At 50.2% G+C, this 23,366-nt stretch carries 21 protein-coding genes; 18 read left to right on the top strand and 3 right to left on the bottom strand.

Going from position 1 to position 23,366, the window contains the following annotated elements; translation table 11 throughout:
- Window positions 1-215: 215 nt before the first annotated feature.
- Both AC27K1_RS09520 and AC27K1_RS09515 read right to left on the bottom strand, forming a co-directional pair.
- Window positions 216-983 carry a hypothetical protein gene (locus AC27K1_RS09520; RefSeq protein WP_487150083.1) on the bottom strand — a complete coding sequence of 256 codons (768 nt, stop codon included), beginning with the start codon at window positions 981-983 and terminating at the stop codon, window positions 216-218.
- A 525-nt stretch (window positions 984-1,508) separates the two neighbouring features.
- Window positions 1,509-2,192, bottom strand: coding sequence for a hypothetical protein (locus tag AC27K1_RS09515; protein WP_487150082.1), 684 nt, complete (start codon window positions 2,190-2,192; stop codon window positions 1,509-1,511).
- Window positions 2,193-2,527: 335 nt separating this feature from the next.
- On the opposite strand from AC27K1_RS09515, the gene AC27K1_RS09510 reads away from it, so the two are divergent.
- The 4 genes from AC27K1_RS09510 to fliO all read left to right on the top strand — a co-directional run bounded on the left by AC27K1_RS09510 (window position 2,528) and on the right by fliO (window position 7,348).
- Window positions 2,528-3,649, top strand: coding sequence for a beta-ketoacyl-ACP synthase III (locus AC27K1_RS09510; RefSeq protein WP_487150081.1), 1,122 nt, complete (start codon window positions 2,528-2,530; stop codon window positions 3,647-3,649).
- Window positions 3,650-3,935: 286 nt separating this feature from the next.
- Entirely contained in the window at window positions 3,936-5,186 is a 1,251-nt protein-coding gene (locus AC27K1_RS09505) for an OprD family outer membrane porin (protein WP_487150079.1), read from the top strand.
- A gap of 292 nt (window positions 5,187-5,478) precedes the next feature.
- The gene (locus tag AC27K1_RS09500; RefSeq protein WP_487150078.1) at window positions 5,479-6,933 is read left to right on the top strand and encodes a sigma-54 dependent transcriptional regulator; all 1,455 of its coding nucleotides are present in this window, start codon (window positions 5,479-5,481) and stop codon (window positions 6,931-6,933) included.
- Window positions 6,902-7,348, top strand: a complete 447-nt coding sequence (gene fliO, locus AC27K1_RS09495; RefSeq protein ID WP_487150077.1) for a flagellar biosynthetic protein FliO — start codon at window positions 6,902-6,904, stop codon at window positions 7,346-7,348. The genes AC27K1_RS09500 and fliO overlap by 32 nt, the downstream gene beginning before the upstream one ends.
- Window positions 7,349-7,392: 44 nt before the next feature.
- On the opposite strand, the gene AC27K1_RS09490 is transcribed toward fliO, so the two are convergent.
- Window positions 7,393-8,325 carry a sulfotransferase family protein gene (locus AC27K1_RS09490; protein WP_487150076.1) on the bottom strand — a complete coding sequence of 311 codons (933 nt, stop codon included), beginning with the start codon at window positions 8,323-8,325 and terminating at the stop codon, window positions 7,393-7,395.
- A 638-nt stretch (window positions 8,326-8,963) separates the two neighbouring features.
- On the opposite strand from AC27K1_RS09490, the gene AC27K1_RS09485 reads away from it, so the two are divergent.
- The 14 genes from AC27K1_RS09485 (at window position 8,964) to smc (ending at window position 23,321) form a co-directional block, all read left to right on the top strand.
- The gene (locus tag AC27K1_RS09485; protein WP_487150074.1) at window positions 8,964-9,782 is read left to right on the top strand and encodes a P-loop NTPase; all 819 of its coding nucleotides are present in this window, start codon (window positions 8,964-8,966) and stop codon (window positions 9,780-9,782) included.
- A gap of 2 nt (window positions 9,783-9,784) precedes the next feature.
- Entirely contained in the window at window positions 9,785-10,513 is a 729-nt protein-coding gene (locus AC27K1_RS09480) for an RNA polymerase sigma factor FliA (RefSeq protein WP_487150072.1), read from the top strand.
- A 95-nt stretch (window positions 10,514-10,608) separates the two neighbouring features.
- Window positions 10,609-11,043, top strand: coding sequence for a rhodanese-like domain-containing protein (locus tag AC27K1_RS09475; RefSeq protein WP_487150070.1), 435 nt, complete (start codon window positions 10,609-10,611; stop codon window positions 11,041-11,043).
- Between the two features lie 137 nt (window positions 11,044-11,180).
- Window positions 11,181-11,864: a cytochrome c biogenesis heme-transporting ATPase CcmA gene (ccmA, locus tag AC27K1_RS09470; RefSeq protein WP_487150068.1), complete on the top strand. Its 684-nt coding sequence runs from the start codon at window positions 11,181-11,183 to the stop codon at window positions 11,862-11,864.
- Window positions 11,864-12,559: a heme exporter protein CcmB gene (ccmB, locus tag AC27K1_RS09465; protein ID WP_487150067.1), complete on the top strand. Its 696-nt coding sequence runs from the start codon at window positions 11,864-11,866 to the stop codon at window positions 12,557-12,559. The genes ccmA and ccmB overlap by 1 nt, the downstream gene beginning before the upstream one ends.
- 129 nt (window positions 12,560-12,688) lie before the next feature.
- Window positions 12,689-13,426, top strand: coding sequence for a heme ABC transporter permease (locus AC27K1_RS09460; RefSeq protein WP_395183978.1), 738 nt, complete (start codon window positions 12,689-12,691; stop codon window positions 13,424-13,426).
- Between the two features lie 55 nt (window positions 13,427-13,481).
- Window positions 13,482-13,658, top strand: coding sequence for a heme exporter protein CcmD (ccmD, locus tag AC27K1_RS09455; RefSeq protein WP_487150064.1), 177 nt, complete (start codon window positions 13,482-13,484; stop codon window positions 13,656-13,658).
- Window positions 13,655-14,122 (top strand): cytochrome c maturation protein CcmE, encoded by a 468-nt coding sequence (gene ccmE, locus AC27K1_RS09450; RefSeq protein WP_487150063.1) that lies wholly within the window; start codon window positions 13,655-13,657, stop codon window positions 14,120-14,122. The genes ccmD and ccmE overlap by 4 nt, the downstream gene beginning before the upstream one ends.
- Window positions 14,119-16,110, top strand: coding sequence for a heme lyase CcmF/NrfE family subunit (locus AC27K1_RS09445; protein WP_487150062.1), 1,992 nt, complete (start codon window positions 14,119-14,121; stop codon window positions 16,108-16,110). The genes ccmE and AC27K1_RS09445 overlap by 4 nt, the downstream gene beginning before the upstream one ends.
- A 7-nt stretch (window positions 16,111-16,117) precedes the next feature.
- Window positions 16,118-16,657 carry a DsbE family thiol:disulfide interchange protein gene (locus tag AC27K1_RS09440; protein ID WP_487150061.1) on the top strand — a complete coding sequence of 180 codons (540 nt, stop codon included), beginning with the start codon at window positions 16,118-16,120 and terminating at the stop codon, window positions 16,655-16,657.
- Entirely contained in the window at window positions 16,657-17,139 is a 483-nt protein-coding gene (locus tag AC27K1_RS09435) for a cytochrome c-type biogenesis protein (protein ID WP_487150059.1), read from the top strand. Before AC27K1_RS09440 ends, AC27K1_RS09435 begins: the two co-directional genes overlap by 1 nt.
- The gene (gene ccmI / locus AC27K1_RS09430; protein ID WP_487150058.1) at window positions 17,136-18,350 is read left to right on the top strand and encodes a c-type cytochrome biogenesis protein CcmI; all 1,215 of its coding nucleotides are present in this window, start codon (window positions 17,136-17,138) and stop codon (window positions 18,348-18,350) included. Before AC27K1_RS09435 ends, ccmI begins: the two co-directional genes overlap by 4 nt.
- Window positions 18,351-18,395: 45 nt before the next feature.
- The gene (rfaF, locus tag AC27K1_RS09425; protein WP_487150057.1) at window positions 18,396-19,463 is read left to right on the top strand and encodes an ADP-heptose--LPS heptosyltransferase RfaF; all 1,068 of its coding nucleotides are present in this window, start codon (window positions 18,396-18,398) and stop codon (window positions 19,461-19,463) included.
- 345 nt (window positions 19,464-19,808) lie between these two features.
- Entirely contained in the window at window positions 19,809-23,321 is a 3,513-nt protein-coding gene (gene smc / locus AC27K1_RS09420) for a chromosome segregation protein SMC (protein ID WP_487150055.1), read from the top strand.
- The last annotated feature ends 45 nt before the right edge of the window (window positions 23,322-23,366 follow it).

Raw genomic sequence — 23,366 nt, 5'->3', positions numbered from 1 at the left:
CGTTATTTTCTGGTTATTATAATTTCTCTGGGTTGTATAAATTTACCAGGAAGTATTAGGTTGATTTTTATTAAATTGATTCGGATTGTATTAGCAGATACGTTCATTGATGGTATTTGCGCCTTAATTGCAATAAGTGCTTCAACTTAAAAACTGTCAGGGCTGAAATTACTCAGGCTGATGACTTTTTTATTTAATGAATGCTTAAAGTGTTCTTAAACCAAAGTACCCATCATTCCTTCAGTTTGCTTAGTGTAAACCATTTCTGAACTGGTTGGCTTACTTTTATACTCAACCGCTACACCTGCTTCTAAAGGTGACTGCACATCAATCAGGCAAGTTTTCATTAGTGCGTAAAACATCATTAATCCCAAAAAAGGTGATTTTTTCATATTTTCTGCTATCCCGGCGCTGAACTCTTCGGAGAATTCACTTTGGCTTTTTGTCCACAGCTTCCACATGTCTTCTGGTGATTTATTTTTAGCTGTAAAAGTTATTCTGTTCTCTTTTAAGGTGCTTTGAAGGATGCTCAGATTGTTATCGTTATCCCAGTAGTATTGCAGTAGTTGATGTATGAAATATTGATCGATTGTCAGATTAAGTGGGCCAGTGGTCGCGGCCTCTTGACTTGTTAATTTCTGAATGGCGAGTGTGTAGTCATCTTTAAGTTTTTCTATTGATGATGGATAGTTAGAGAGCAGTTTCAGTATTGCTTTCGGTCCGGCCTCTATGGCTGACTTCTCTTTATTCATGTCAGTTTTTGTTGTCATGGTCAGACTTTCTTCTTTATTGGTGTTCTCGTTTATTTTAGTTACGATGCGCTGTATTAAATGCTTTTGAGCGTGGAGTGGTTTAGTAGCCAAATGCTGGGAAAATAATAGGTCAGCTTCTCTGTTAAGTACTTCTTTTTCAAATGCATCACTGTCAGATTCTTCAATGTGTTCAATTCGTGCAGCTGCACTTATAATATCCGTTGTTTTCATAAATATACTCCTTAACAGTAATTGGGTGGGTAAGATGGCAATCCAGTCACATGAGTAGTCGATGCGGGAATCAAGATAATCAGAAATCTTTTGAATTATTGACATTAGTGTCTGGGATTTATTCATTCTTTCTTATGACAAAAATTGATATAAGCAAAAAGCTTTTAAATGACCCCACCAGTGTAAAACCATCACCTTAATGTCATAGATGGTGATGAGCGTGGCAGCAGAGTAAAAAGTCTATGGATTGCTAAATGAAATCTGTCCGGCGTTTCGCACACAGGCATAGGAGCAGATTGTCCTCAGATTCCAGAAATAAGGAACCTCGCATTCTGGCAGTTGTATTACTTCACCGGCGATGAATCCTGATGGAATGGTATATGGGTTATTTGAAGTCCGCGTACATTGGGTAGATGATTCTGAGGGGTAGTAAGCAATTTCTACAGTCTGTCATCTCCAGTATGGGCTGGATTGCTGAAAAACTTCGATCCAGGTATTTATGGAGAATGCTGGTATATGATTGTTTTATTCTTGCAGGCAGGCAAATTCACAGGTTTTAATTAAAACGTGAAACATCATTAAACCTGTGTTTTCTTCAATGCTCTCCTTCATTGTTGAGAAGTAGTTGTTAACGAAAAGATCTCTGTCATTTGACCAGAAATTCCAAGGGTTTCCAGTTGTTGTTAAGTGGTTGGATTGCATATTTATTTTAAGGTTGTGTAGCGTATTATCGCTATCCCAATAGTATCCCAGTAATAATATGAATCTTTCTTTATGGTAATCTAGGAGTCTTTTGCTGCCTTTTTGTTCCCGAATAAAATCACAGTAGAGCTTCGTGAGTTTTCTTTCATATTTAGGTTTCTCTTTAAGCATTTTGTTTTTGGCTCTGAATCCTGACAGCAAAATGTTTGGTTCTATATGGTCGATTTCTGCAGGTTGCTCTATGTTAACGGTTGCTGGTGCATCGGCTGTAGCAGGTTGTAGTGTAGTAAGGGTTAGTTGCTCATTGTGTGGGTTGCTATTGTTTATGTGGGTAATAAGATGTTCAGTTAGTGTTTTCTGGCTTGTATATGACATTTTCTCTAAATGCGTTGATATTATAGCTTTGGAAATTGATTTGATAGTATCTGGATGTTCCAGATTAAGATCTGTGTATAAGGGAGGGGCGGTAGAGGATCTAGAAGGTCCTGGTGATGCTGTTTGTGCCATTGTTGACTCCGTAAAAAATATTTACACATGAAGCATGTCAATTAAAAAATGAATGGTGAATTATCACTGGCTTGTGGGGTGCTTTATGATAGTTCTAAATGCTCAGACTCATTGTTTGATGATCAAGTTCATTGCTCTAACCAATAAAGTTAATATTCTGCTTGTCAGACTTGTTATGTAACTGAAGCTGTTGGGACATCACCCATAAAAGTTATGCGGGAACACCTGATTCTTTGATAGTGAGACAGATGTTTCAAAACCATGACAGCTCCTATACTATGAATCGTCAGAATGAAAGAAAAAAGCCTTCCGGGGCAGTGACCTGAGGACAGGACGTGACAGAGGTAGTAATCAGTGGCACCGGGCTGTATACGCCCCCGTACGCCATCAGTAATGACGAACTGGTGGCGGCTTTCAATGCCTGGGTCAGGCAATCCAATGACGACAACCGGCAGGCAATTGCTGCCGGTGAAATGGAACCCCTTCAGGAAAGTAACAGCGAATTTATCGAAAAAGCGTCCGGTATTCGCAGCCGGTATGTCGTTGACCGGGATGGCATCCTGGATCCTGAACGTCTGGCGCCCCGTATTCCGGAGCGCAGCAATGATGAACCTTCCGTGCAATGTGAAATGGCGTTGGCAGCCGCAAAATCCGCTTTAGCGGATGCGCAGCTGAGTGCAACCGATCTGGATTTTGTGATTGTCGCCTGTTCAAACATGCAGCGACCTTACCCGGCCATGGCCGTAGAAATTCAGCATTACCTGGGCATTCAGGGTTGTGGTTATGACATGAATGTGGCCTGCTCTTCCGCGACTTTCGGGATTCAGACTGCCGTCAATGCAATCCGTTCTGGCAGTGCGCGACGGGTATTGATGGTGAATCCGGAAATCTGTTCCGGGCATCTCAATTTCAGGGATCGTGACAGTCATTTTATTTTTGGCGATGCCTGTACGGCCGTGATCCTTGAAGACGAAAGCCTTGCACGATCAGAAAACCGTTACCGTGTATCAGGCACAAAACTCTGGACGCAGTATTCCAATAATATTCGTAATAACTTCGGTTTTTTGAATCGGGGGGATGAACAGGGTATTGGCAAGTTGGACAAGTTGTTTGTCCAGAATGGCCGGAAAGTATTCAAAGAGGTCTGTCCCCAGGTTGCCCGGCATATTACCGAGCATCTGGATAGTCTGAATATGCCGGTATCTGAATTGAAACGGATGTGGTTACACCAGGCCAATCTGAATATGAATCAGCTGGTGGCGCGCCGGGTGCTGGGGCGCGATGCAGACAGTCAGGAGGCGCCGGTCATTCTGGATGAATATGCCAATACCAGCTCAGCAGGCTCTATTATCGCATTTCACAAGTATCGCAGGGATCTGGTGTCCGGCGAGCGTGGGGTGATTTGTTCCTTTGGTGCAGGCTACTCCATTGGCAGCGTTTTATTGGAAACCTGCTGATAAGTAACAGCGTCATATCCGATCTCTGTTTAGCTGCTTATTAATATCAATATTGGTAAGCAGCTTTCCTTTTTTCTGGCGTTGAGTTGCTTCTCAATGAAGCTCAGATAACAGCCTGCCGATTGATATCGCTGATGATTGTTCTTTGTAATGAGGGATATTAATCCTGTAAACAAACCTAAATAAAACGTTAATATAAATTTAATCCGCCTGTCACATTCAAATACCAAACTACCTCGCGAAGACAAAAAACAATAAACACAATACACACCGAGGAGTGTTATTAATGAAATTGAAACCGCTTGCAGCATCCGTAGCTGTTGTTGCTGCCGGTCTGGCGAGTATGGCCAGTGCCGGTGATTTTATTGAAGGCAGCAGCCTGAAAATCAAATTCAGAAATGTCTATTTCAATGAAATGGGTCGGAGTGATGAAAATACCAAGGATCGCCGGGAGTGGGTGCAAGCGATTATTGCAGATTTTAAATCAGGCTATCTTGCCGATGTCATTGGATTTGACCTGTCTGCAGGCGGCGCCATGGGGCTCGCCAACGATATGGATGGCGAAAAAAATAAATGTAAAAACTCGAACCTGCCTGTCGATGGTGGAAACAAGACAAAGTGTGACCTGAACGATATCGGTGGCATCCACCAGGCTTACGCCAAGTTCAAGTTTGGACTGGATAACGTGGAATTTTCCGGTAACTACGGCAAAAAGAAGCGTAAGTTCAAGACGTACAGTGACTCCGGTTCTCGTGCACTGCCTGCCGCGACGTTCGGTAGTGAAGGCGTTTTGAGTATTCATGATGTCGATCTATATGCGGCCCAAATCACTGGTTTCTCGCCGCGTAACCAGAGTTATTTCAAGGATGATCTCACTAACGGCACTGAGAAGATTGATAACCTGCGAATCTACGGACTTAAAGGCAAGCTGGCCGGGGTTAAGTTTCAGGTGGAGCAGGGGGCTTCCAAGGATTATCTCCAGCAACGTTACGCTCAGGTTGGTTATGACATAGACCTCAATGATGACATGACGCTGGGGCTGGATGTACGTTACGGCAAGCAGGAAGATGATGGTGATCTTTATGGCAGCCAGCATGAGTCCAAATTCGTTAACCTGAATGCTGCGTTGGAAATGGGGGCGACAACGCTCTATGCCGGTTATAACAAAGTCACTGATGGTGATTGGGATACGGCCTATTTCGATGAGGATCATGGTAAGTGGAGTTCTTCCGTTTCTTTGCATGAAGATTTTGCGGATGAGGATGAGAAAACCTGGTTGGTTGGAGTGACCTATGATTTTGCTACTATGGGGGTCGAGGGGCTTGAGATCGATACCTATTATGCTCGCGGTGAAATCGACCAAAGTGGTGTGGATGAGTCTCGCTGGGAGCGCGGTACTATCCTGACCTACAAGTTTGGTGGTGACCTTAAGGGACTGGATCTGGCCTGGGAGAACTATACCAACCGTGGACACGGTGGTGATTCCAATACCGATGATAACCGTTTCTATGTGAACTACAGCCTGTCTGTTTTCTGACAGGCCCTGTCTTCGGGGCAGTGCCTGAGTTAATGGGCGCTGCCTCGCTACCCGTGTTGTACTTGCTCTGTTTTTCCCCGCACTTCCCCGCGGGGTTTTTTATTTTAGGGCTGGTGAAAGCTTCCTGTACTCACAGTCAGCTATTGATGAAAGCCGTCATTTGACGAACCGAAATCTTCTGCCTTAACTGGATATTGATGGTGTCTCATAGAGATTTTTTTCATTTATCCCGCCTCTATCAGCGCTGCAGTGTGACCGGATAGAGCCCTTACTGACAAGGATGATCAGTAGCATGGGTAACAGAAGTCGGATATTAATCATTGATGATGATCAGCAGCAACGCCAGGTGTTGAACACGATTCTTGAGTTCATGGGTTGCGAAACCGAATATGCCTCCACGCAGCGTTTCCAGGAGAGGCTTGGCCATGACCAGAACTTCAATGCCGTGGTGCTTGGCTTGCGGGGCCAGAGCGACGAGGTGCTGAAGTTTCTGAATCGCCACCACGCCGGTCTTCCCGTGATTCTTTGTGGACAGTCTCGACCCGGCCAGTTGCAGGGCAGCATGCGCCGCCAGGTCGTTGCTGAGTTGCGTCCGCCGTTGACCCACAGCCAGATGCTGGAAAGTCTGCATATGTCGCAGATCTACCGGGCGCATTGCCGCCATGGACAGATGGCTTCCGGTTATCATGATGTCCAGGTGTTCAGGAACCTGGTGGGCAGCAGTCGTCCTATACGTCATGTACGCTCCCTGATGAGCCAGGTGATGAAAAAGGACGTGAATGTATTGATTACCGGTGAATCGGGTACCGGGAAAGAAGTGGTGGCCAGGAACCTGCATGAACACTCCGGTCGCCAGGGACGCCCATTCGTACCGGTCAATTGCGGTGCGATACCGGCTGAGCTGCTTGAAAGCGAGTTGTTTGGTCATGAGAAGGGGGCCTTTACCGGCGCCATAGCCACCCGTAAAGGCCGCTTTGAACTGGCGGACGGGGGAACCTTGTTCCTCGATGAAATTGGTGATATGCCGCTGAATATGCAGGTCAAGCTGCTCAGGGTATTGCAGGAGCGCTGTTTTGAGCGGGTAGGTGGATCTGCGCCGATTCACGTCAATGTCAGAATTATCGCGGCGACGCACAAGAACCTGGAAGAGATGGTAGCGTCCGGGAAATTCCGTGATGATCTCTACTATCGCCTTAATGTGTTCCCTATTGATATGCCAGCCTTGCGGGATCGCACTGAAGATCTGCCGTTGATACTCAATGATTTGATTACCCGTATGGAGCGGGATCAGCGAGGTTCCGTCCGTTTCAGTTCTGCAGCCATTATGCTGCTGTGTAAATATGACTGGCCCGGTAATGTCCGGGAGCTGGCGAACCTTGTGGAGCGACTTTCTATTATCTACCCGATGGGTGTTATTGGTGTAGAGGAATTGCCAGACAAGTTCCAGAAGCTGGCAGGGCAGGAGGTCAGGGACAATCGGGTTGCCGAGATGTTTCCCAATACACTTCAGCCGCCGGGAACTTCCGGTCTGGATGAGTTGGCTATTCTTCCGGTTAATGGCCTGAATTTGAAAGATTTCCTAGGACGGCTTGAGAAGAAACTGATTCGCCAGGCGCTGGATGATTGCAATAACGTCGTTGCCCGCGCGGCAGACAAGTTGCAGATCCGTCGTACCACGCTGGTGGAAAAAATGCGGAAGTATGAACTGAATCGTTATGCACAGACTGATGATTCAGAAACACGGTAATTTCTTCAGGGTTTTTCCTGTTCGTTTTCTCTCGTCTCTTCTGCTGTTGTTGCCGTTACTGGCGACAGCAGCAGAAGAGTCCGCAGAGCCCTCTTCTCTTGGTGGTTACGCAGTTTTTCAGGCGCTCTTTTCTTTAATACTGGTCACGGTGCTGATTTTCGGTACGGCCTGGTTACTTAAGCGTTTTAATCCGGCGATGTCTCAAAGTGGTCGTGGCATGAAGATCCTTGGTGCGCTTTCGCTGGGTGGCAGAGACCGGCTGGTATTGGTTGAGGCTGGTAGTAAGCAGTTGCTGCTGGGAGTTTCACCGGGTCGTGTGATGCTGGTTGAGTCATTTGATGAGCCAGTGTTGAGTCCTGAAGACCAGGCCACGCCTGTTGATGAGAAATTCCGCCAGTTGCTCCGTAGATCCTGAATTCATGTCTTTTATCTTTCGCGGAGGTCGCTTCGCTTCTACATTTAACTGTAGCTTTGGCCTGTCCTGTCAAAATCCTTACCTCGTATAATTCTTTGTGCTGTCTCCCTGACAGCGTTGGTGCTATTAACCTTTGGATATGGCTTGTCTGGAACGGGCTTCCCCAGGAAGTGACATAATGGCTCCCAGTTAGAACCTAAAGGTAACTCCAATAATTTTTCAGCCGGTACAAGGTTCCTGATTTTCTGGTTGTGAGTTTCAAGTGAAACAGCCATTTTGTTTTCATCTGTAGTATTGCCTTCAAGTAAATCAGCCTCAAATTCTTTTTTATACATCGCTGTGAATAATTTTACGGCGTTGAGTTTGTCTGAAAAAAATGACGCAACCCAAACAAAGGGAATCTCTTTCTTATATTCAGGTCTAAATAGAACGGATTTGGCGCTTTTTGCCCATTGTTTCCCTTCTCGAGTTGTTAAGATTACTTTAGCGTCAGGAAATATTTCTAATAAATCCTTCACCATTAGTGCTGATGGGTAATCAATAAGCCCATTCATACCCTCGAGGGCGCCATATAAATATTTGAGCTCTTTTGTTTCTTTGTATTTTTTCCAGCATACGGTTGAATCAGGATCGGCAAACATATCCAGACCATGATAAACAGGCATGAATCCTAATTCATTCAGGGCTTCCTGTAAACTAACAGTCCCGGTACGACTTAATCCAGCGCCAATAATTTTTATGTCTGGTTTTTTAGCGTTGCTTGCTCTGGCTTCAACTCTTCTCTCGCGTATGTCCATTTTATGGCAGCAATAATGATATAGTGCTCCGAGAGCGCTGGTAACAAGTGCTCCGGCGCAAATGTTCGTCATGCTACTATCCGGATCATTCTCTGAAAAGAGTATTTGATTAGCCAGCAGGGTGGCTGAAACTACAGCGGTAGCTGCGAATGTCACGCAATAATTCATATTGTTAAACATATTAAGCATCCTGTCAGTTGTTTCAATCTCGGATTTTCACGTTTTTATAAAACGGATTTTCCGGACTGTTAAGTGAAAGGTCATACACCGTAAGCGCACTCTGAATGTTCTGGAATCAAAAGTTCACTCAGGAATACGCCTATATACAAGGACATCCCTTTGTGTCATCAGTTCCTGAGAGGTTGGCTAAAATGGCTGTATTAGTTCTTCCCCGTGACCATCAAAGCCTTCGTATAGTAAATGCAGGTATCAATCATTTTTTTGCAGCATGCAGACCAGTGAAAATGTTTTGCTAGAGGGGCCCATTAAGCACTTGACGGTTTATTAAGCCATCAGCTTGAAGATAGTTTCTTTGATTTTCCTTGTGTGTTTCCAATAACGGGCATTTGTAGATGCCGGGAAAATGTCACCTGATGACTGGTGAGTCAAAAAAACATCCTGATAATTGAGGAGTTATCGGGCTTATAGGGTTGTATTCTTTTTGTGATTTCAAATAAAGCCAATAAAAACATATAGATATATTTTATTGGGTCTGTTTTTTTATGTTGGTACATCTCTTGCAATTATTAATTTGCTGACGCCAAGGAATGGCGTTAGCTGAATCTATCCCATGACAACTAACGGACCGTAAAGGAACTATGGACGTTAAACCAGTGAGAGTCGCTGCGATTGCCAGCGGCAAAGGTGGTGTAGGGAAAACCAGCTTTTCCATTAACCTGGCCGAAGCGTTAAGTCGTGCCGGCAACCGTGTCTTGTTAATGGATGCTGATTTTAATCTTGCCAATGTGCACCTGATGCTCGGGCAGACGCCGGAGCAAACCATCGCGGATGTGATGGCAGGGCGGTGCTCGATTGCCGACACCTTTCTGTCAGGACCGGCGGATGTGAAAGTGGTGCCCGGCGCCAGGGGCGGAGGTGATCTCGCCGGCATCAATGAGACCAGCCTGCTATCGCTGATCCAGTCTGTCGATGATATTGCTGACCAGGTTGATATCCTGCTGCTGGATACCGCCGGTGGTTTCCGGGAGCGGGACATGCGCCTGGTAGCAGCCGCATCGGATGCCATGGTGCTGGTCACGCCGGACAAGGTCACCATTGCGGATACGGCGGACTATATCCGTACATTGCGTCTGCAATATGGTGTTCAGCATTTCAATGTTGTGACCAACATGGTCAGGAGTCAGCGTGAAGGCTCGCAGCTCATCCAGGCGTTGCAGTCGCAGATTGGCTTTGACCATGACCTCGTGATTCGTCATGCCGGCACCTTGCCTTACGACCCTGCAGTGCGCAAGGCCAGTGATCGTGCCATGACGCTCTTCCAGACTGCTCCCGACTCCAAGGTTTGCCGTGGTATGCGCTCTATTGCCGATGGCATGAGTCAGCACTCACGTGTTTATTACCCGAGGGGCGGGATGACCTTCTTCTTCGAGAACCAGGTTCTCGCAGGAGGGTGTTAGCCATGGAAGCGTTGATTCGGGAAACGGCGGAAAAACGCGCCAGTCGGCGAACGTATGCCGAGTTGGTTGAGCGACATACGCCGCTGGTCAAACGGATTGCCCGTCACCTTTCTGCCAGGATGCCCGCCAGTGTGCAGCTCGATGATCTTGTGCAGGCTGGTATGGTCGGCTTGCTGGAAGCGGCGCGGAAATTTGATGTCGACAAGGGAGCGAGCTTTGAAACCTTTGCCGGTATTCGGATTCGCGGCGCCATGCTGGACGAGATTCGTCGGGGAGACTGGGGGCCTCGTTCGGTGTATCGCAATAGCCGACGTGTCAGCGAAGCGATTCGTGCGGTAGAGGCGAGGCTTGGGCGTGATTCACGGGATTCTGAAGTCGCGGCAGAAATGGATGTTTCTCTGGAGGAATACTTCAACATCCTGCAGGACTTGCGTGGCTGCCGATTGTTCAGTTTTGAGGATATGTTCGATAGCGAGGAGTCGCGCCTGCAACGCCGCTCAGAGAACAATGCCCCGGAACTGGATCTGCAGACGGAGAAGTTCCGCAAGGCCTTGGGGTCTGCCATTGAGACCCTGTCAGAGCGGGAGCAGCTGGTGTTGAACCTCTATTACGAAAAGGAACTGAATCTCAAGGAAATTGGCAAGGTGCTGGGGGTCAGCGAGTCGCGGGTCAGCCAGATCCACAGCCAGGCGGCGTTAAGACTGAGGGCCCGGCTGCAGAACTGGACTTGAAATGCCAGTACTGCAGTCAGGTTGTTTCTGGGCTATGTCTTGCCGTAAGCGGTCAGGAAGACCGTGTGGTAAGCAGTTATACAAGGACGTATCGGATGCAACAAATCATCAGTGTATTCAGAAGTGTGGTGCTGTTTATGGCATTGCTTTGGGGACAGGCGGTAGCGGGTGAAGCACCGGAGCATGTTGAGGGGGCAACTACCGTTAATACGGCCCAGGCCAAGCGACTACATGAATTGGGAGCCATGTTCATTGATATTCGCACTCGCCGGGAATGGAACTGGGGACATGTTGAGGGGGCGCATCACCTGGGGCTCAAGTCAACCTTTGCCCTGCTTTACCATGATGGTTTCATGGATCGCAAAACACCGGTGGTGATTTATGGCAGTGGGACTCACCGGATTCGTGCAGCCTTTGCATCATACCTGGCGGTTTTATGGGGCTACGAAAAAGTATTTTATTTCCGGGAAGGCTATTTTTCCTGGTTGGCGTTTGACTTGCCTGTCGTCATGCGCAGCGACAAACAGTAACGACAGAAGATAGCCGGGTTACGGTAATAAGCATCGTGACTCGGTAAATACCCCATGATGACTTCCTGTTTTTGCAAAATCCTGCCTCTTTCTATATAAAGTCAGCTCACTATAACTGCTGGTTTTAACGCATCTGCATGACCGCCGTCACACCGAACGATCCTCTGTTAAGACTCAGGCAACTGTGTTGCATTCGGGATGATCGAGTACTGTTTTCTGAGCTGGCACTGGATCTCGGACCGGGTGAAATTGTTCAGGTGACGGGGCCGAATGGCTCCGGCAAGACTACGCTGTTGCGCATTGTGTCCGGATTATCGCTTGATTTTGATGGCGATATTACTTGGTGTGGTACTACGGTTGAGCGTAACCGGCTGGCCTTCCAGCAGGACCTGTTGTTTATAGGCCACCAGGTGGGAATCAAGCCAGCCTTAACGCCAGAGGAAAACCTCCGGGCTGTGATGGGAATGCATGGGCATTATACGAATAAGGCTATTCTCGGCGCGCTCGGTAAGGTCGACCTTTATGGGTTTGAGGATGTGCCCTGCTATCAACTTTCAGCGGGGCAGCAGCGACGGGTAGCGCTGGCACGTCTGCATCTCAGTCAACAGCGCTTGTGGATACTCGATGAACCGTTTACCGCCATTGACCGTGCCGGTGTCAAGGCGCTGGAATCCTTATTGATCAGCCATGCTCAGCAAGGCGGGATGGTGATGTTAACGACTCACCATGAGCTGGGTATTCAGTATCAGGGCTTGAAACGGCTTGATCTTGCTGAGTTGCTGTCTTCTTCGGATCATTCATTAGCAGTAGAGGCCGTGTAATGACTGAATCGACAGCCCCTTCTGTTTTTCACGCTTTTTGTCAGGTGTTGTCCCGGGATCTCCGGCTGCATTTCCGTCAGCGCGGTGACCTGATGAATCCACTGGTGTTTTTTATCCTGGTGGCCAGCCTGTTTCCGTTAGGCGTTGGTCCTGAATCCAAAATGTTGACCATGATTGGCAGCGGCATCATCTGGGTGGCCGCGCTGTTGGCGACATTGCTGTCTTTGGATAGCCTGTTCCGGTCTGATTTCGATGATGGTTCTCTTGAGCAGATCATGCTCAGTCCGCAGCCGCTTTATGTGTTAGTGATGGCGAAAGTGCTGGCCCACTGGTTAGTGAGTGGTTTGTTGCTGGTGATTCTGTCACCGGTGCTGGCCGTGATGTTTCATTTGCCCGCGTCTGCCTTCCCTGCGTTGATTGCCACCTTGATGCTGGGTACGCCACTTTTGAGCCTGCTGGGGGCAATTGGTTCAGCCCTGACAGTCGGTTTGAAAAAGGGGGGCGTGTTGATGTCGCTCCTGATTTTGCCGCTTTATATCCCGGTGTTGATCCTGGGAACGGGCTGCATTGACGCAGCGGTGAACGGGTTGGCCTGGAGCGGTTACCTGCTCTGGCTCGGCGCCATGCTCATGCTGGGTGTGACGTTTGCACCCTTCGCCATCAGTGCGGGATTACGGATCAGTATCAGCGGTTAAGTGAGTAAATGACGCAGTCATGGTAGTATTGCGCCAGATCAACGAAGCGCCATGAGGGGAACGGTTTATATGGTATTTACGGTAAATACCCATATTATGGCGCGACAGAACAGAAAGTTACTATAACGTATGCGCTGGACATTTTTTCACAAGTTTGCTTCGCCAAAGTGGTTCTATGACATCAGTGGTCGGTGGTTGCCGTGGATCGGTTTGCTGGCGTCTGCGCTGATCCTGATCGGGGTCGGCTGGGGGCTGTTCTGGACGCCGCCGGATTACCTGCAGGGTAACAGTTACCGCATTATTTTTATTCATGTGCCGTCGGCATCGCTGGCCATGTCGGTTTATGCCGGGATGGCGATCATTGCCGGTATTGGCTTTATCTGGAAAATCAAACTGGCAGATATGGCGGCCAAATGCCTGGCGCCTATCGGTGCATCTTTTTGTGCGCTGGCGCTTCTCACCGGGGCGATCTGGGGGAAACCGACCTGGGGGACCTGGTGGGTATGGGATGCCCGGCTGACCTCGGTATTGATCCTGATGTTCCTCTATCTCGGTTTGATTGCGTTGCGTGAAGCGATGAACAGTCAGGATTCCGCTGCGCGTGCCTGTGCCATTCTCGCACTGGTGGGGCTGGTGAATCTTCCGATCATCAAGTATTCCGTTGAATGGTGGAATACCCTGCATCAGGGGCCGTCCATCAAGGTGACGGGCGAAACTACCATGGCGCCGGAAATGCTGACGCCGTTGTTGATTTCCATCGCCGGTTTTTACCTGTTCTGCCTGTTCGTCTTTCTGTTGCGACTACGTGCGGAAATACTGGAGCGGGAACAGCGAACGCGCTGGGTTAAGCAGCTGGTGGCGTCCTGAAAGACATCGGTGTGAATACGAGTAAAAGACTAAGACGGGCATAGAAGGACGATAGATGTACTTTGAAACGTTTGACAGCCTGGTTCAAATGGGGGGACACGGTCCTTACGTCTGGACATGTTATCTGATCGCGTCACTGGTGGTGGGGTACAACCTGGTCAGCCCGTTGCGCGCACGTAAGCGGGCTATGGATGCCATTCGTCGCCGTATCCGCCGGGAGGAGAGGGCATGAAAGCGATTCGTAAACAACGCCTTTTCCTGTTGCTGTTTATTCTTATCGGTGCCGGTATCGCTGTTGGACTGGTTTTGATGGCGCTGCAGCAGAATATCAACCTGTATTATTCCCCGGCCCAGATGATCGGCAAGGAAGCGCCCACTGACGTGCAGATCCGTGGTGGTGGCCTGGTGGTAGCAGGTTCTGTTATTCGTGATCCGGAAAGTCTGAATGTCGCCTTTGATATCACCGATGGTGCTGGCACGATTACCGTGAAATACACTGGTATCCTGCCGGATTTGTTTGCGGAAGGTCAGGGCATTGTGGGAACTGGCAAGCTCGGCAATGATGGTATTTTCTATGCCGAGGAAGTGCTGGCGAAGCATGACTCCACCTACATGCCGCCGGAAGTTCAGGATGCAATAGATAAAGCGCATGGGCAGCCCGAGAAAACCGTGACCTACAGGGAGTCCGGCGCATGATTCCAGAACTTGGGCAGTTGTCGTTAATTATCGCGCTATGCTTTGCCGTTATCCTGTCTGTTGTGCCATTGGTGGGCACATTTACCGGGCATCGAACCTGGCAGGCGCTAGCTAAGCCGCTTAGCTGGGGACAGTTTTTTTTCCTGCTGATTGCCTTCCTGATTCTGGTTGAAGCCTTTGTCGCGGATGATTTCACCGTGGCTTATGTGGCGCGGAATTCGAATACCCTGTTGCCATTGCCTTTTAAGGTCAGTGCAGTCTGGGGCGCGCATGAGGGCTCACTCCTGCTATGGGCGCTGATTCTGGCTGGCTGGACGTTTGCCGTGAGCATTTTCTCACGCTCGTTGCCAACGATTATGTTGGCACGTGTGCTGTCTGTGATGGGAATGGTCAGTATCGGCTTTTTGCTGTTCATGATTGTGACATCCAACCCGTTTGAGCGGGTGCTGCTGTATCCGCCGACAGACGGCGCCGATTTGAATCCTTTGCTGCAGGATTTTGGTCTGATCATTCATCCACCGATGCTGTATATGGGGTATGTCGGATTTTCAGTGGTGTTTGCGTTTGCCATTGCGTCCCTGCTGGGCGGGAAGCTGGATGCCGCCTGGGCTCGCTGGAGTCGGCCCTGGACCATTGTTGCCTGGGTCTTTTTGACGCTCGGTATTTCTCTTGGCAGTTGGTGGGCATACTACGAACTTGGCTGGGGCGGCTGGTGGTTCTGGGATCCCGTTGAAAACGCCTCCTTCATGCCCTGGCTGGCGGGTACCGCGTTGATTCATTCGCTGGCCGTGTCTGAAAAGCGGGGCATGTTTAAAAGCTGGACAGTGTTGCTGGCGATCCTGACGTTCTCCCTGAGCTTGCTGGGTACATTCCTGGTGCGTTCCGGGGTATTGACCTCGGTGCATGCCTTTGCCACGGATCCTGCGCGGGGCAGCTTTATCCTGATGTTCCTGTTGCTGGTGGTTGGTGGTTCCCTGACGCTGTATGCACTGCGTGCGCCTGTCGTCAAAAGTCGCGCCGGTTTTGGGCTGCTGTCCATGGAAGCCTTCCTGCTCATCAATAACATTTTGCTCGTAACCAGCTGTGCGATGGTGTTGCTGGGGACGCTGTTCCCTTTGATTTTTGATGCGCTGGGTATGGGCAAAATATCGGTAGGACCTCCCTATTTTAATACCCTGTTTGTGCCGCTGACGTTCCTGATCGCATTGACGATGGGGGTTGGTATTCTTTCCCGTTGGAAGGACACCGACAGTAGCTGGTTGATTAATCAGCTGCGCTGGGTATTGCTGGCGTCGATTGTACTTGGTCTGGCAATCAGTCTGTTTCAAGGGGCAAGCTTCGAATTAGCCGTTGCGCTATCCATGATGCTGGTTTGCTGGATTGTGCTGACCTCTATCAAGGATATCCTGAACCGTTGCCGTAACAAGCCTTCATTGATGGCAGGTTTGCAGTCAATACGGCGCAGTGTCTGGGGTATGCATCTGGCCCATATTGGTCTGGCGGTATCCATGGTGGGTGTCGCGATGGTGTCTTTCTATAGTGGTGAGCGGGATCTGCGAATGGCACCCGGACAGACGGTTGAACTGGCAGGCTACACCTTCCGGTTTGACGGTGTCGAACGACGTCGAGGACCGAATTACCTGTCCGACTACGGTACTTTGCAGGTTATCCGTGATGGTCGTGAGTTGACTACCCTCCACCCTGAAAAACGTCTTTATCAGGTGCAGGGCAGTATCATGAGCGAGGCGGGCATTGATCCCGGTTTGACGCGCGACCTGTATGTCGCCTTGGGTGACTCTCTGGAAGAGGGCGCCTGGGCTGTCCGTATACAGGTAAAAGCGTTTGTTCGCTGGATCTGGCTGGGTTCATTGTTCATGGCGTTGGGCGGTTGCCTGGCTGCCCTGGATCGCCGCTACCGGGTGAAAGCGCGTCAGCGGGTATTGGCTCCAAGAACACAGGCCGACGATGGCTTGTCAGCTGCGGTATGAGGGGTTTATGCAGCGACTGAAATTGTTTTTACCGCTGGCAGTCTTTGTACTGCTGGCAGGTTTTCTGTTTGTTGGTCTGTTTCTGGACAAGGAAAATCTGCCGTCACCGTTGTTGGATGAACCGTTTCCGGCATTCAGCCTGGGGACATTGAAGGATCCCGAAAAGCCAGTGACTGAACAGTCACTCAAAGGTGAGATTGCGCTGGTCAATGTCTGGGCGACATGGTGTATTTCCTGCCGTGCTGAACATCCCTGGCTGCTGAAAATTGCGGATCAGGGCATCCCTGTTTATGGAGTGAATTACAAGGATGATCCTGAAGATGCCCGCCGCTGGCTGAAAGAGCTGGGTGACCCTTACCGCTTCAGCGTGATGGATGAAAAGGGACGACTCGGACTGGATCTTGGGGTTTATGGTGCACCGGAAACCTATCTGATTGATGCCCGTGGTGTGATCCGTTACAAGCATGTTGGCGTTGTTGATGATCGGGTCTGGCAGGATATTCTGAAGCCCCGGGTTGAAATGCTCAGGCAGGAGGAGGCTGGATAATGAGAATGTCATTTTTTATCCGACGTGCTGCCATCGCTTTATGCTTGCTACTCCCGCTGGGCGCAAGTGCCTCCATTGATACCTGGGAGTTTGACGATCCGGCCCAATTTGATCGTTATAAGGTATTGACGGAGGAACTCCGTTGCCCCAAATGCCAAAACCAGAATATTGCAGATTCCAATGCTCCGATCGCCAATGACCTGCGGGCGGAAGTGTACCGGATGTTGCAGACCGGCCAGAGTAACGAGCAGATTGTTGATTTCATGCTGGATCGTTACGGGGACTTTGTCCTCTACAAACCACGCCTTTCTGCAGGAACAGTGTTGTTGTGGTTTGGTCCACTCTTGTTCCTGGTGGCTGGCGGCGTGACCTTGTTTGTGATTATCCGCCGAAATCGCCAGACAACCCCGCAGGCTGATAATCTGACGGCGGCAGAAAAAGACCGTTTGAAGCAGTTACTGGAAGGACGGGAATCATCATGACGGTATTTTGGGGACTGGTCGCTGCACTGTTGCTGTTGGCGACAGGCTTTATTCTCGTACCGGTACTGATCTGGCGCAAACGGCCGCCGGTTGAAGGGCTGCAGAGTCGTGAACAGACCAATCTGGCATTGTTCCGTGAACGATTGAGTGAGCTGGATGAGCAGCGTCAACGCGGTGATATTGATGCGCAGCGTTATGAACAGCTGAAACAGGAAGCTGAAACTTCTCTGCTGGGTGATGTGGACGATGTTGCTGAGTCGACACAAGCGTCCGGCAAAGCAGGGTGGATGATGCCATTGGTTTTGTGTGTCTCGATGGCGGTTGTGTCGGTGTTCCTGTATCTGCGCTGGGGTGCAAGCGATGAATTGAGTCTTGCGGCGGCACTGAATCAGCCATCACCCGAGCAATCAATAGAGCAATTAACGGCTAAGCTGGAGCGGGTGCTGGAACGCCAGCCGGATAACTACCAGGGTTATTACCTGCTGGGGCGGTCTTACATGACCATGGGGCGCTTCCAGGATGCGGTTGATGCCTTTGCGCGTGTTGTGAAGTTAGTGGGGGATGATCCGGAGCCCTTGTCGCAATATGCCCAGGCGCTCTTTCTGGCTCAGAACAATCGGGTGACACCGCAGGTTGAAGATCTGGTGGATCGTACGTTGGCCGTGCAGCCGGATAATGTCACGGCGCTGGGTTTAAAAGGCATCGTATCGTTTGAAAATAAGCAGTATCGTGATGCCATCAAGGCCTGGGAGTCGCTGTTGGCGGTGACACCGGATCCGCAATCCCGGGCGGCGTTAACATCGGGTATCGCGCAGGCTCGTGCCATGTTGGGTGAGTCGCCAAAGCAGGTTAAGCAAAAAAATAAGGCTCCAGAGGCAGGGCTGGAAGTGCGGGTTGCCCTCTCGGATCAATTGAAAGCTTTACCACCCTCAACTCGGGTGTTCATTTTTGCACGGGCTTCTGATGGTCCGCCCATGCCACTGGCCGTTGCGCCGGTCACCGTAGGTGAACTGCCCAAAACAGTATTGCTGAATGATGCCATGGCAATGATGCCGGAATTGAAACTCTCCGGTTTTGAGAGGGTGGATGTTGTTGCCAGGGTTTCCAAAAGCGGTGATGTTCGAAAAGCAGACTACGAAGCTTTAGTGAAAGGCGTTGAGGTTTCTGCACGTAAAACGGTGGAGCTGGAGATTGATGGCGGCGCAGGTTAAGGCCAGAATGCCCCTGAGATTTCTACGACGCTTCAGGAATTGGCAGTGAAAATTTTGGTCATTGGTCCCTCCTGGGTTGGCGACATGGTGATGTCGCAAAGCCTTTATCGCACACTCAAAGTCCGGCACCCGGACGCCGTCATCGACGTGATGGCGCCGGCATGGTGCCGTCCACTGCTGGATTGCATGCCTGAAGTGAATGAGGCGATAGCCATGCCGTTGGGTCATGGCAAGCTGGAGCTTGGTGTACGACGAAAGCTGGGACTATCCCTGAAATCCAGACATTATGATCAAGCGATTGTTTTGCCCGGTTCACTTAAATCTGCACTGGTTCCGTGGTTTGCCGGCATTCCAAAACGTACCGGTTGGCGTGGCGAGATGCGCTATGGTCTGCTGAATGATATCCGTACTCTGGATGCTCACGCGTTTCCGTTAATGGTTCAGCGTTATGTCGCGTTGGCATTTGATAAATCTGCAATGACATCCGCACAGGCGATTCCTGAACCTTTATTGAAGCCTCAACTGGTTGTTGATCCTGCAAGCGTGCAACAGACATTGCAATCCTTTTCCCTGAATATGGGGCAGCCCACATTGGCACTTTGCCCGGGTGCAGAGTTTGGTCCCGCGAAGCGTTGGCCTGACTATCACTATGCCAAAGTCGCTGAATCCATGATTGCTCAAGGCTGGCAGGTATTACTGTTTGGTTCTGACAATGACAGGGCGGTCGGGGACGCTATTGTCGATGCTATTGCACCTGTACATCGAGGTGGATGCATCAATCTGGCAGGCAAAACGTCGCTGGGACAGGCGGTAGGAATCCTCTCGCAATGTCGAGCTGCCATCAGTAATGATTCAGGGCTCATGCATGTCGCGGCAGCTGTTGGGTTGCCATTGGTAGCGCTCTATGGTCCGTCCAGTCCGGACTTTACCCCGCCCTTGAGCGATCAGGCCAAAGTGCTTCGATTAATTAAGGGATATCTTAAAATTCGGAAAGGCGATAGCGAGCAGGGATATCATCAGAGCCTGATTGATATTACCCCGGATATGGCGATCGATGCGCTACATGATGTGCTGAGTCCACAGAAAATCAATAAGCGTGAAGTTGTTGTTTGACTATACAGAACGAGCCCTTCTGGGCTGAAAGGGAATCCGATAAAGAGGGCGTTGACAGTCTCACTGTCAACCCTGTTAGTAGCCGCAGTTGCAATTCCCAAGCCTAACCTGTTCTAATAACTTTTGTGGTTAAACTACACAGAATGTGTGCATTTGGCATTACAGCCTGTAGTACCCGTTACTGGATGCAGCCTCCAGCAGTGACCAAACGGCGGCCGCAGTCCGGTGTTCCTGGCGTCAAGGATAGGCGCTGACAGCCGTTGCCAGGCAAATGACACAAGAGTGCGACAACAGCCCTGAGCCAGATAGACCCAACGCTGTCTCAGAACAGGATTTCAGGACTCCATGCGTCTTAAATGTATCAAATTGTCCGGGTTCAAGTCGTTTGTAGACCCGACCACCGTATATTTTCCCAGCAACATGTGTGGCGTTGTCGGCCCCAACGGTTGCGGAAAGTCCAATATTATTGATGCCGTCCGCTGGGTAATGGGGGAGTCCTCCGCCAAGAACCTGCGGGGCGACTCCATGACCGATGTTATCTTCAAGGGCTCCAACAGCCGGAAGCCCGCCAGTTATGCCCATGTGGAGCTGGTGTTTGATAACAACGAAGGTCGGATCACCGGTGAATATGCCGCTTACAGTGAAATTTCCGTCAAGCGTAAGCTCACCAGTGATGCCCAGAACACCTACTTCCTCAACGGCAACAAGTGCCGACGCAAAGATATTATGGATATCTTTCTCGGTACCGGTCTGGGGCCGAGAAGTTACGCCATTATCAGTCAGGGCATTATCTCTAACCTGATTGAATCCAAGCCTGAAGAACTGCGGGTTTTCATTGAAGAAGCGGCGGGTATTTCCCGTTATAAAGAACGTCGTCGTGAAACGGAAAACCGGTTGCGTCGAACCAATGAGAACCTGGAACGTCTCACTGACCTGCGTGAAGAGCTTGAACGTCAACTGTCGCATCTGAAGCGTCAGGCCGAGGCGGCAGAGAAGTACAAACAGTACAAACAGGAAGAACGCTTAAAGCGTGCTCAATTACATGCCCTGCGCTGGCAGAGTGTTGATACTGGCGCGAAGTCCCAGGAAAGTGCCATCCGTGAATTCGAAATTCGACTGGAAGCCGCGATTGCCAAGCAACGTTCCAGCGATACGGATATTGAAAAACTGCGCCAGAGCCAGACGGAATATGCGGACAGTTTTAATCAGGTGCAGAGCCGCTATTACAGCACCGGTAATGAAATTACCAAGTTGGAGCAGACCATTGCGCACCGTCGCGAACGTGCGGATCAGTTAAGTCGGGATCTTCAGGAGGCCGAAGCTGCCTGGCGGGAGAATCGGGAAAATCTGGAAGCGGATCAGTTCAAGCTTGAACAACTGGAAGAAGAAGTGCTGGCCATTGAGCCAGAGCTGGAACTGAGTCTTGCCGGTGAAGAAGAGCATGCCATGGCGCTGATGGAGGCGGAAGAATCCATGCAGACCTGGCAGCACGCTTGGGATGAGTTTAACCATTCTGCCAGTGAGTCACGTCGCGAGGCCGAGATAGAACAGTCCAAAATCCAGCATCTTGAGCAGGTTCTGGATCGTCTGGAAGAGCGTCTCAGAAAACATCAGGAAGAGATTTCCGGGCTTCAGGCCGAACCTGTTGAAGAAGAAATAGAGCTGCTCACCGAACAGCTGACTGAGCTGGAATTGCAGATTGAGACGTTACAGCACACTCAGGAAGAAACGGGTGAGCAGATTCATACCGTTAGGCAGGCAATAGCCGACGCCACCAGGCAGAAAGATGACTGCAGTCGTCGATTGAATGAAGCGCGTGGCCGTTTTGCGTCATTGCAGGCACTTCAACAGGCAGCACTGGGTCATAGTGACGGCGGTATTGAATGGCTCGAAGGACAAGGTTTGGCAGATAAACCTAGACTCGGTCAGCAGATCAAGGTCAAGGCGGGCTGGGAAACAGCCGTTGAAACGGTGTTGGGCGATTATCTCCAGGCTGTCTGTGTCGATGATGTGGATGCGGTTGCGACAGTACTGGATTCCATGGTGGAAGCCAACCTGACATTTCTTGCCAGCAACAGCGCAGCGTCGTCCGCCGGGCAGTCGATGGATAAGGCGACGGCGTTGAGCGATTGTGTTGACGGTGCGGAAGCCGCAGAGACGTTGCTTCAGGGTATCTATGGCGCCACTACGTTAGACGAAGCTCTCGCTCTACGACCCAAGTTGGCGCCAGGTGAGTCTGTAGTTACGCAGGATGGTGTCTGGCTGGGTTCCAACTGGTTACGTGTGATACGCGATAATGATGCTGGAACAGGCATCCTGGCGCGTCAGCAGGAAATTGAAGCGCTGGAGCTTGAGCTGGCTGAGCTGGATGATCAGGAACAGGCGTTGTCAGAATCACTGACGGAAAACCACGAACGTTTGGAGCAGCTGGAGCAAACCCGCGAAGATGGTCAGCGCCAGCTTTCTTCACTGAATCGTCAGGAAAGCGAGCTGCAGTCAGATTTGAGTGCCCGAAAGGTCCGTGTCGAACAGCTGCTGACTCGCTACAGCCGCTTGCAGGAAGAGATTTCTGAGATTGAAGAGCAGCAATCCATCGAGCAGGAGTCTATGGGCGAGTCTCGGTTGCGGCTGCAGGAAGCGCTGGATTGCATGGAAGGGGATGCTGAGCGTCGTGAGACATTGCTTTCCCGTCGGGATGAGATTCGAACGGATCTGGATCGTATTCGTCAGACTGCCCGCCACAGTAAGGATATGGCTCATCAGCTGGAGTTGCGTAAGCAGTCCCTGACGGCGCAGATTGATTCTACTCGACAGGCCGTTGAGCGTTTAAAGACTCAAGGAGAGCGGCTGGATGAGCGCCTTTCGCAGTTGCGGGAGAATCTGGCTCAGAGCGATGACCCGGTTGAAGACCTGCAGATTGAACTGGAAGAGTTGCTGGCACAACGGGTAGAAGTTGAAGAAGAAATGATGGAAGCCCGTCGTCTGCTGGAAGATGTTGAACATCAGATGCGGGACTATGAGAAAAACCGTGGTGAGGCAGAGCACGAAGCCCAGTTGTTGCGTGATCGTCTCGAAAAACTTCGGATGGACTGGCAGGCCCTGCAGGTGCGTCGCACAACCTTGCAGGAACAGCTGGAAGAAGATCAGTTTGATCTGGAAACAGTTCTGGCGAACCTGCCGGAAGAGGCGTCAGAGTCAGCCTGGGAAGAAGAGCTTGAACGTCTGGAAACCCGTATTCAGCGTTTGGGCGCAATTAATCTGGCGGCGATTGAAGAGTATGAGCAGCAGTCTGAGCGCAAGCGTTATCTTGATGCCCAAAATGAAGACCTGACCGAAGCCATTGCGACGCTGGAAGGCGCCATCAGAAAGATTGATAAGGAAACCCGTAACCGCTTCCAGCATACGTTTGAGCGCGTCAACAGCGGCTTGCAGGAGCTGTTCCCCAAAGTGTTCGGTGGTGGGCGCGCGTACCTGGAATTAACTGGTGATGATCTTCTCGATACCGGTGTTGCCATCATGGCACAGCCACCGGGCAAGAAGAACAGTACCATCCACCTGCTTTCCGGTGGTGAAAAGGCATTGACGGCGATTGCGCTGGTCTTTGCAATCTTCCAGTTGAATCCATCGCCTTTCTGTATGCTGGATGAGGTTGATGCGCCATTGGATGATGCCAACGTGGGTCGCTATGCACGCATGGTGACGGAGATGTCGGAAAAGGTGCAGTTCATTTATATCAGTCACAACAAGATTGCGATGGAAGCGGCGAACCAGTTAATCGGTGTGACCATGCATGAGCCGGGTGTATCCCGACCGGTTTCGGTGGATATCGAACAGGCAGCAGCACTGGCAGCCGTATAAGCGTGTAAGAAAAGTGCAAAAGGGGTCGATATGGCCCCACTTTTT

The sequence above is a fragment of the Kistimonas ophiarachnellae genome, from assembly GCF_057552235.1.
This window is presented reverse-complemented; position numbering and strand designations above follow the sequence as displayed.

What these genes read in the sequence shown, in the direction of transcription:
- ccmB (WP_487150067.1), top strand. Translation starts at nt 11,864, where the DNA reads ATGACTGAATCGACAGCCCCTTCTGTTTTTCACGCTTTTTGTCAGGTG.
- AC27K1_RS09520 (WP_487150083.1), bottom strand. Translation starts at nt 983, where the DNA reads ATGAAAACAACGGATATTATAAGTGCAGCTGCACGAATTGAACACATT.
- AC27K1_RS09490 (WP_487150076.1), bottom strand. Translation starts at nt 8,325, where the DNA reads ATGTTTAACAATATGAATTATTGCGTGACATTCGCAGCTACCGCTGTA.
- AC27K1_RS09515 (WP_487150082.1), bottom strand. Translation starts at nt 2,192, where the DNA reads ATGGCACAAACAGCATCACCAGGACCTTCTAGATCCTCTACCGCCCCT.
- fliO (WP_487150077.1), top strand. Translation starts at nt 6,902, where the DNA reads ATGCACAGACTGATGATTCAGAAACACGGTAATTTCTTCAGGGTTTTT.
- AC27K1_RS09505 (WP_487150079.1), top strand. Translation starts at nt 3,936, where the DNA reads ATGAAATTGAAACCGCTTGCAGCATCCGTAGCTGTTGTTGCTGCCGGT.
- AC27K1_RS09475 (WP_487150070.1), top strand. Translation starts at nt 10,609, where the DNA reads ATGCAACAAATCATCAGTGTATTCAGAAGTGTGGTGCTGTTTATGGCA.
- AC27K1_RS09435 (WP_487150059.1), top strand. Translation starts at nt 16,657, where the DNA reads ATGAGAATGTCATTTTTTATCCGACGTGCTGCCATCGCTTTATGCTTG.
- AC27K1_RS09485 (WP_487150074.1), top strand. Translation starts at nt 8,964, where the DNA reads ATGGACGTTAAACCAGTGAGAGTCGCTGCGATTGCCAGCGGCAAAGGT.
- ccmA (WP_487150068.1), top strand. Translation starts at nt 11,181, where the DNA reads ATGACCGCCGTCACACCGAACGATCCTCTGTTAAGACTCAGGCAACTG.
- AC27K1_RS09460 (WP_395183978.1), top strand. Translation starts at nt 12,689, where the DNA reads ATGCGCTGGACATTTTTTCACAAGTTTGCTTCGCCAAAGTGGTTCTAT.
- AC27K1_RS09445 (WP_487150062.1), top strand. Translation starts at nt 14,119, where the DNA reads ATGATTCCAGAACTTGGGCAGTTGTCGTTAATTATCGCGCTATGCTTT.
- AC27K1_RS09440 (WP_487150061.1), top strand. Translation starts at nt 16,118, where the DNA reads ATGCAGCGACTGAAATTGTTTTTACCGCTGGCAGTCTTTGTACTGCTG.
- AC27K1_RS09480 (WP_487150072.1), top strand. Translation starts at nt 9,785, where the DNA reads ATGGAAGCGTTGATTCGGGAAACGGCGGAAAAACGCGCCAGTCGGCGA.
- AC27K1_RS09500 (WP_487150078.1), top strand. Translation starts at nt 5,479, where the DNA reads ATGGGTAACAGAAGTCGGATATTAATCATTGATGATGATCAGCAGCAA.
- ccmI (WP_487150058.1), top strand. Translation starts at nt 17,136, where the DNA reads ATGACGGTATTTTGGGGACTGGTCGCTGCACTGTTGCTGTTGGCGACA.
- smc (WP_487150055.1), top strand. Translation starts at nt 19,809, where the DNA reads ATGCGTCTTAAATGTATCAAATTGTCCGGGTTCAAGTCGTTTGTAGAC.
- ccmE (WP_487150063.1), top strand. Translation starts at nt 13,655, where the DNA reads ATGAAAGCGATTCGTAAACAACGCCTTTTCCTGTTGCTGTTTATTCTT.
- ccmD (WP_487150064.1), top strand. Translation starts at nt 13,482, where the DNA reads ATGTACTTTGAAACGTTTGACAGCCTGGTTCAAATGGGGGGACACGGT.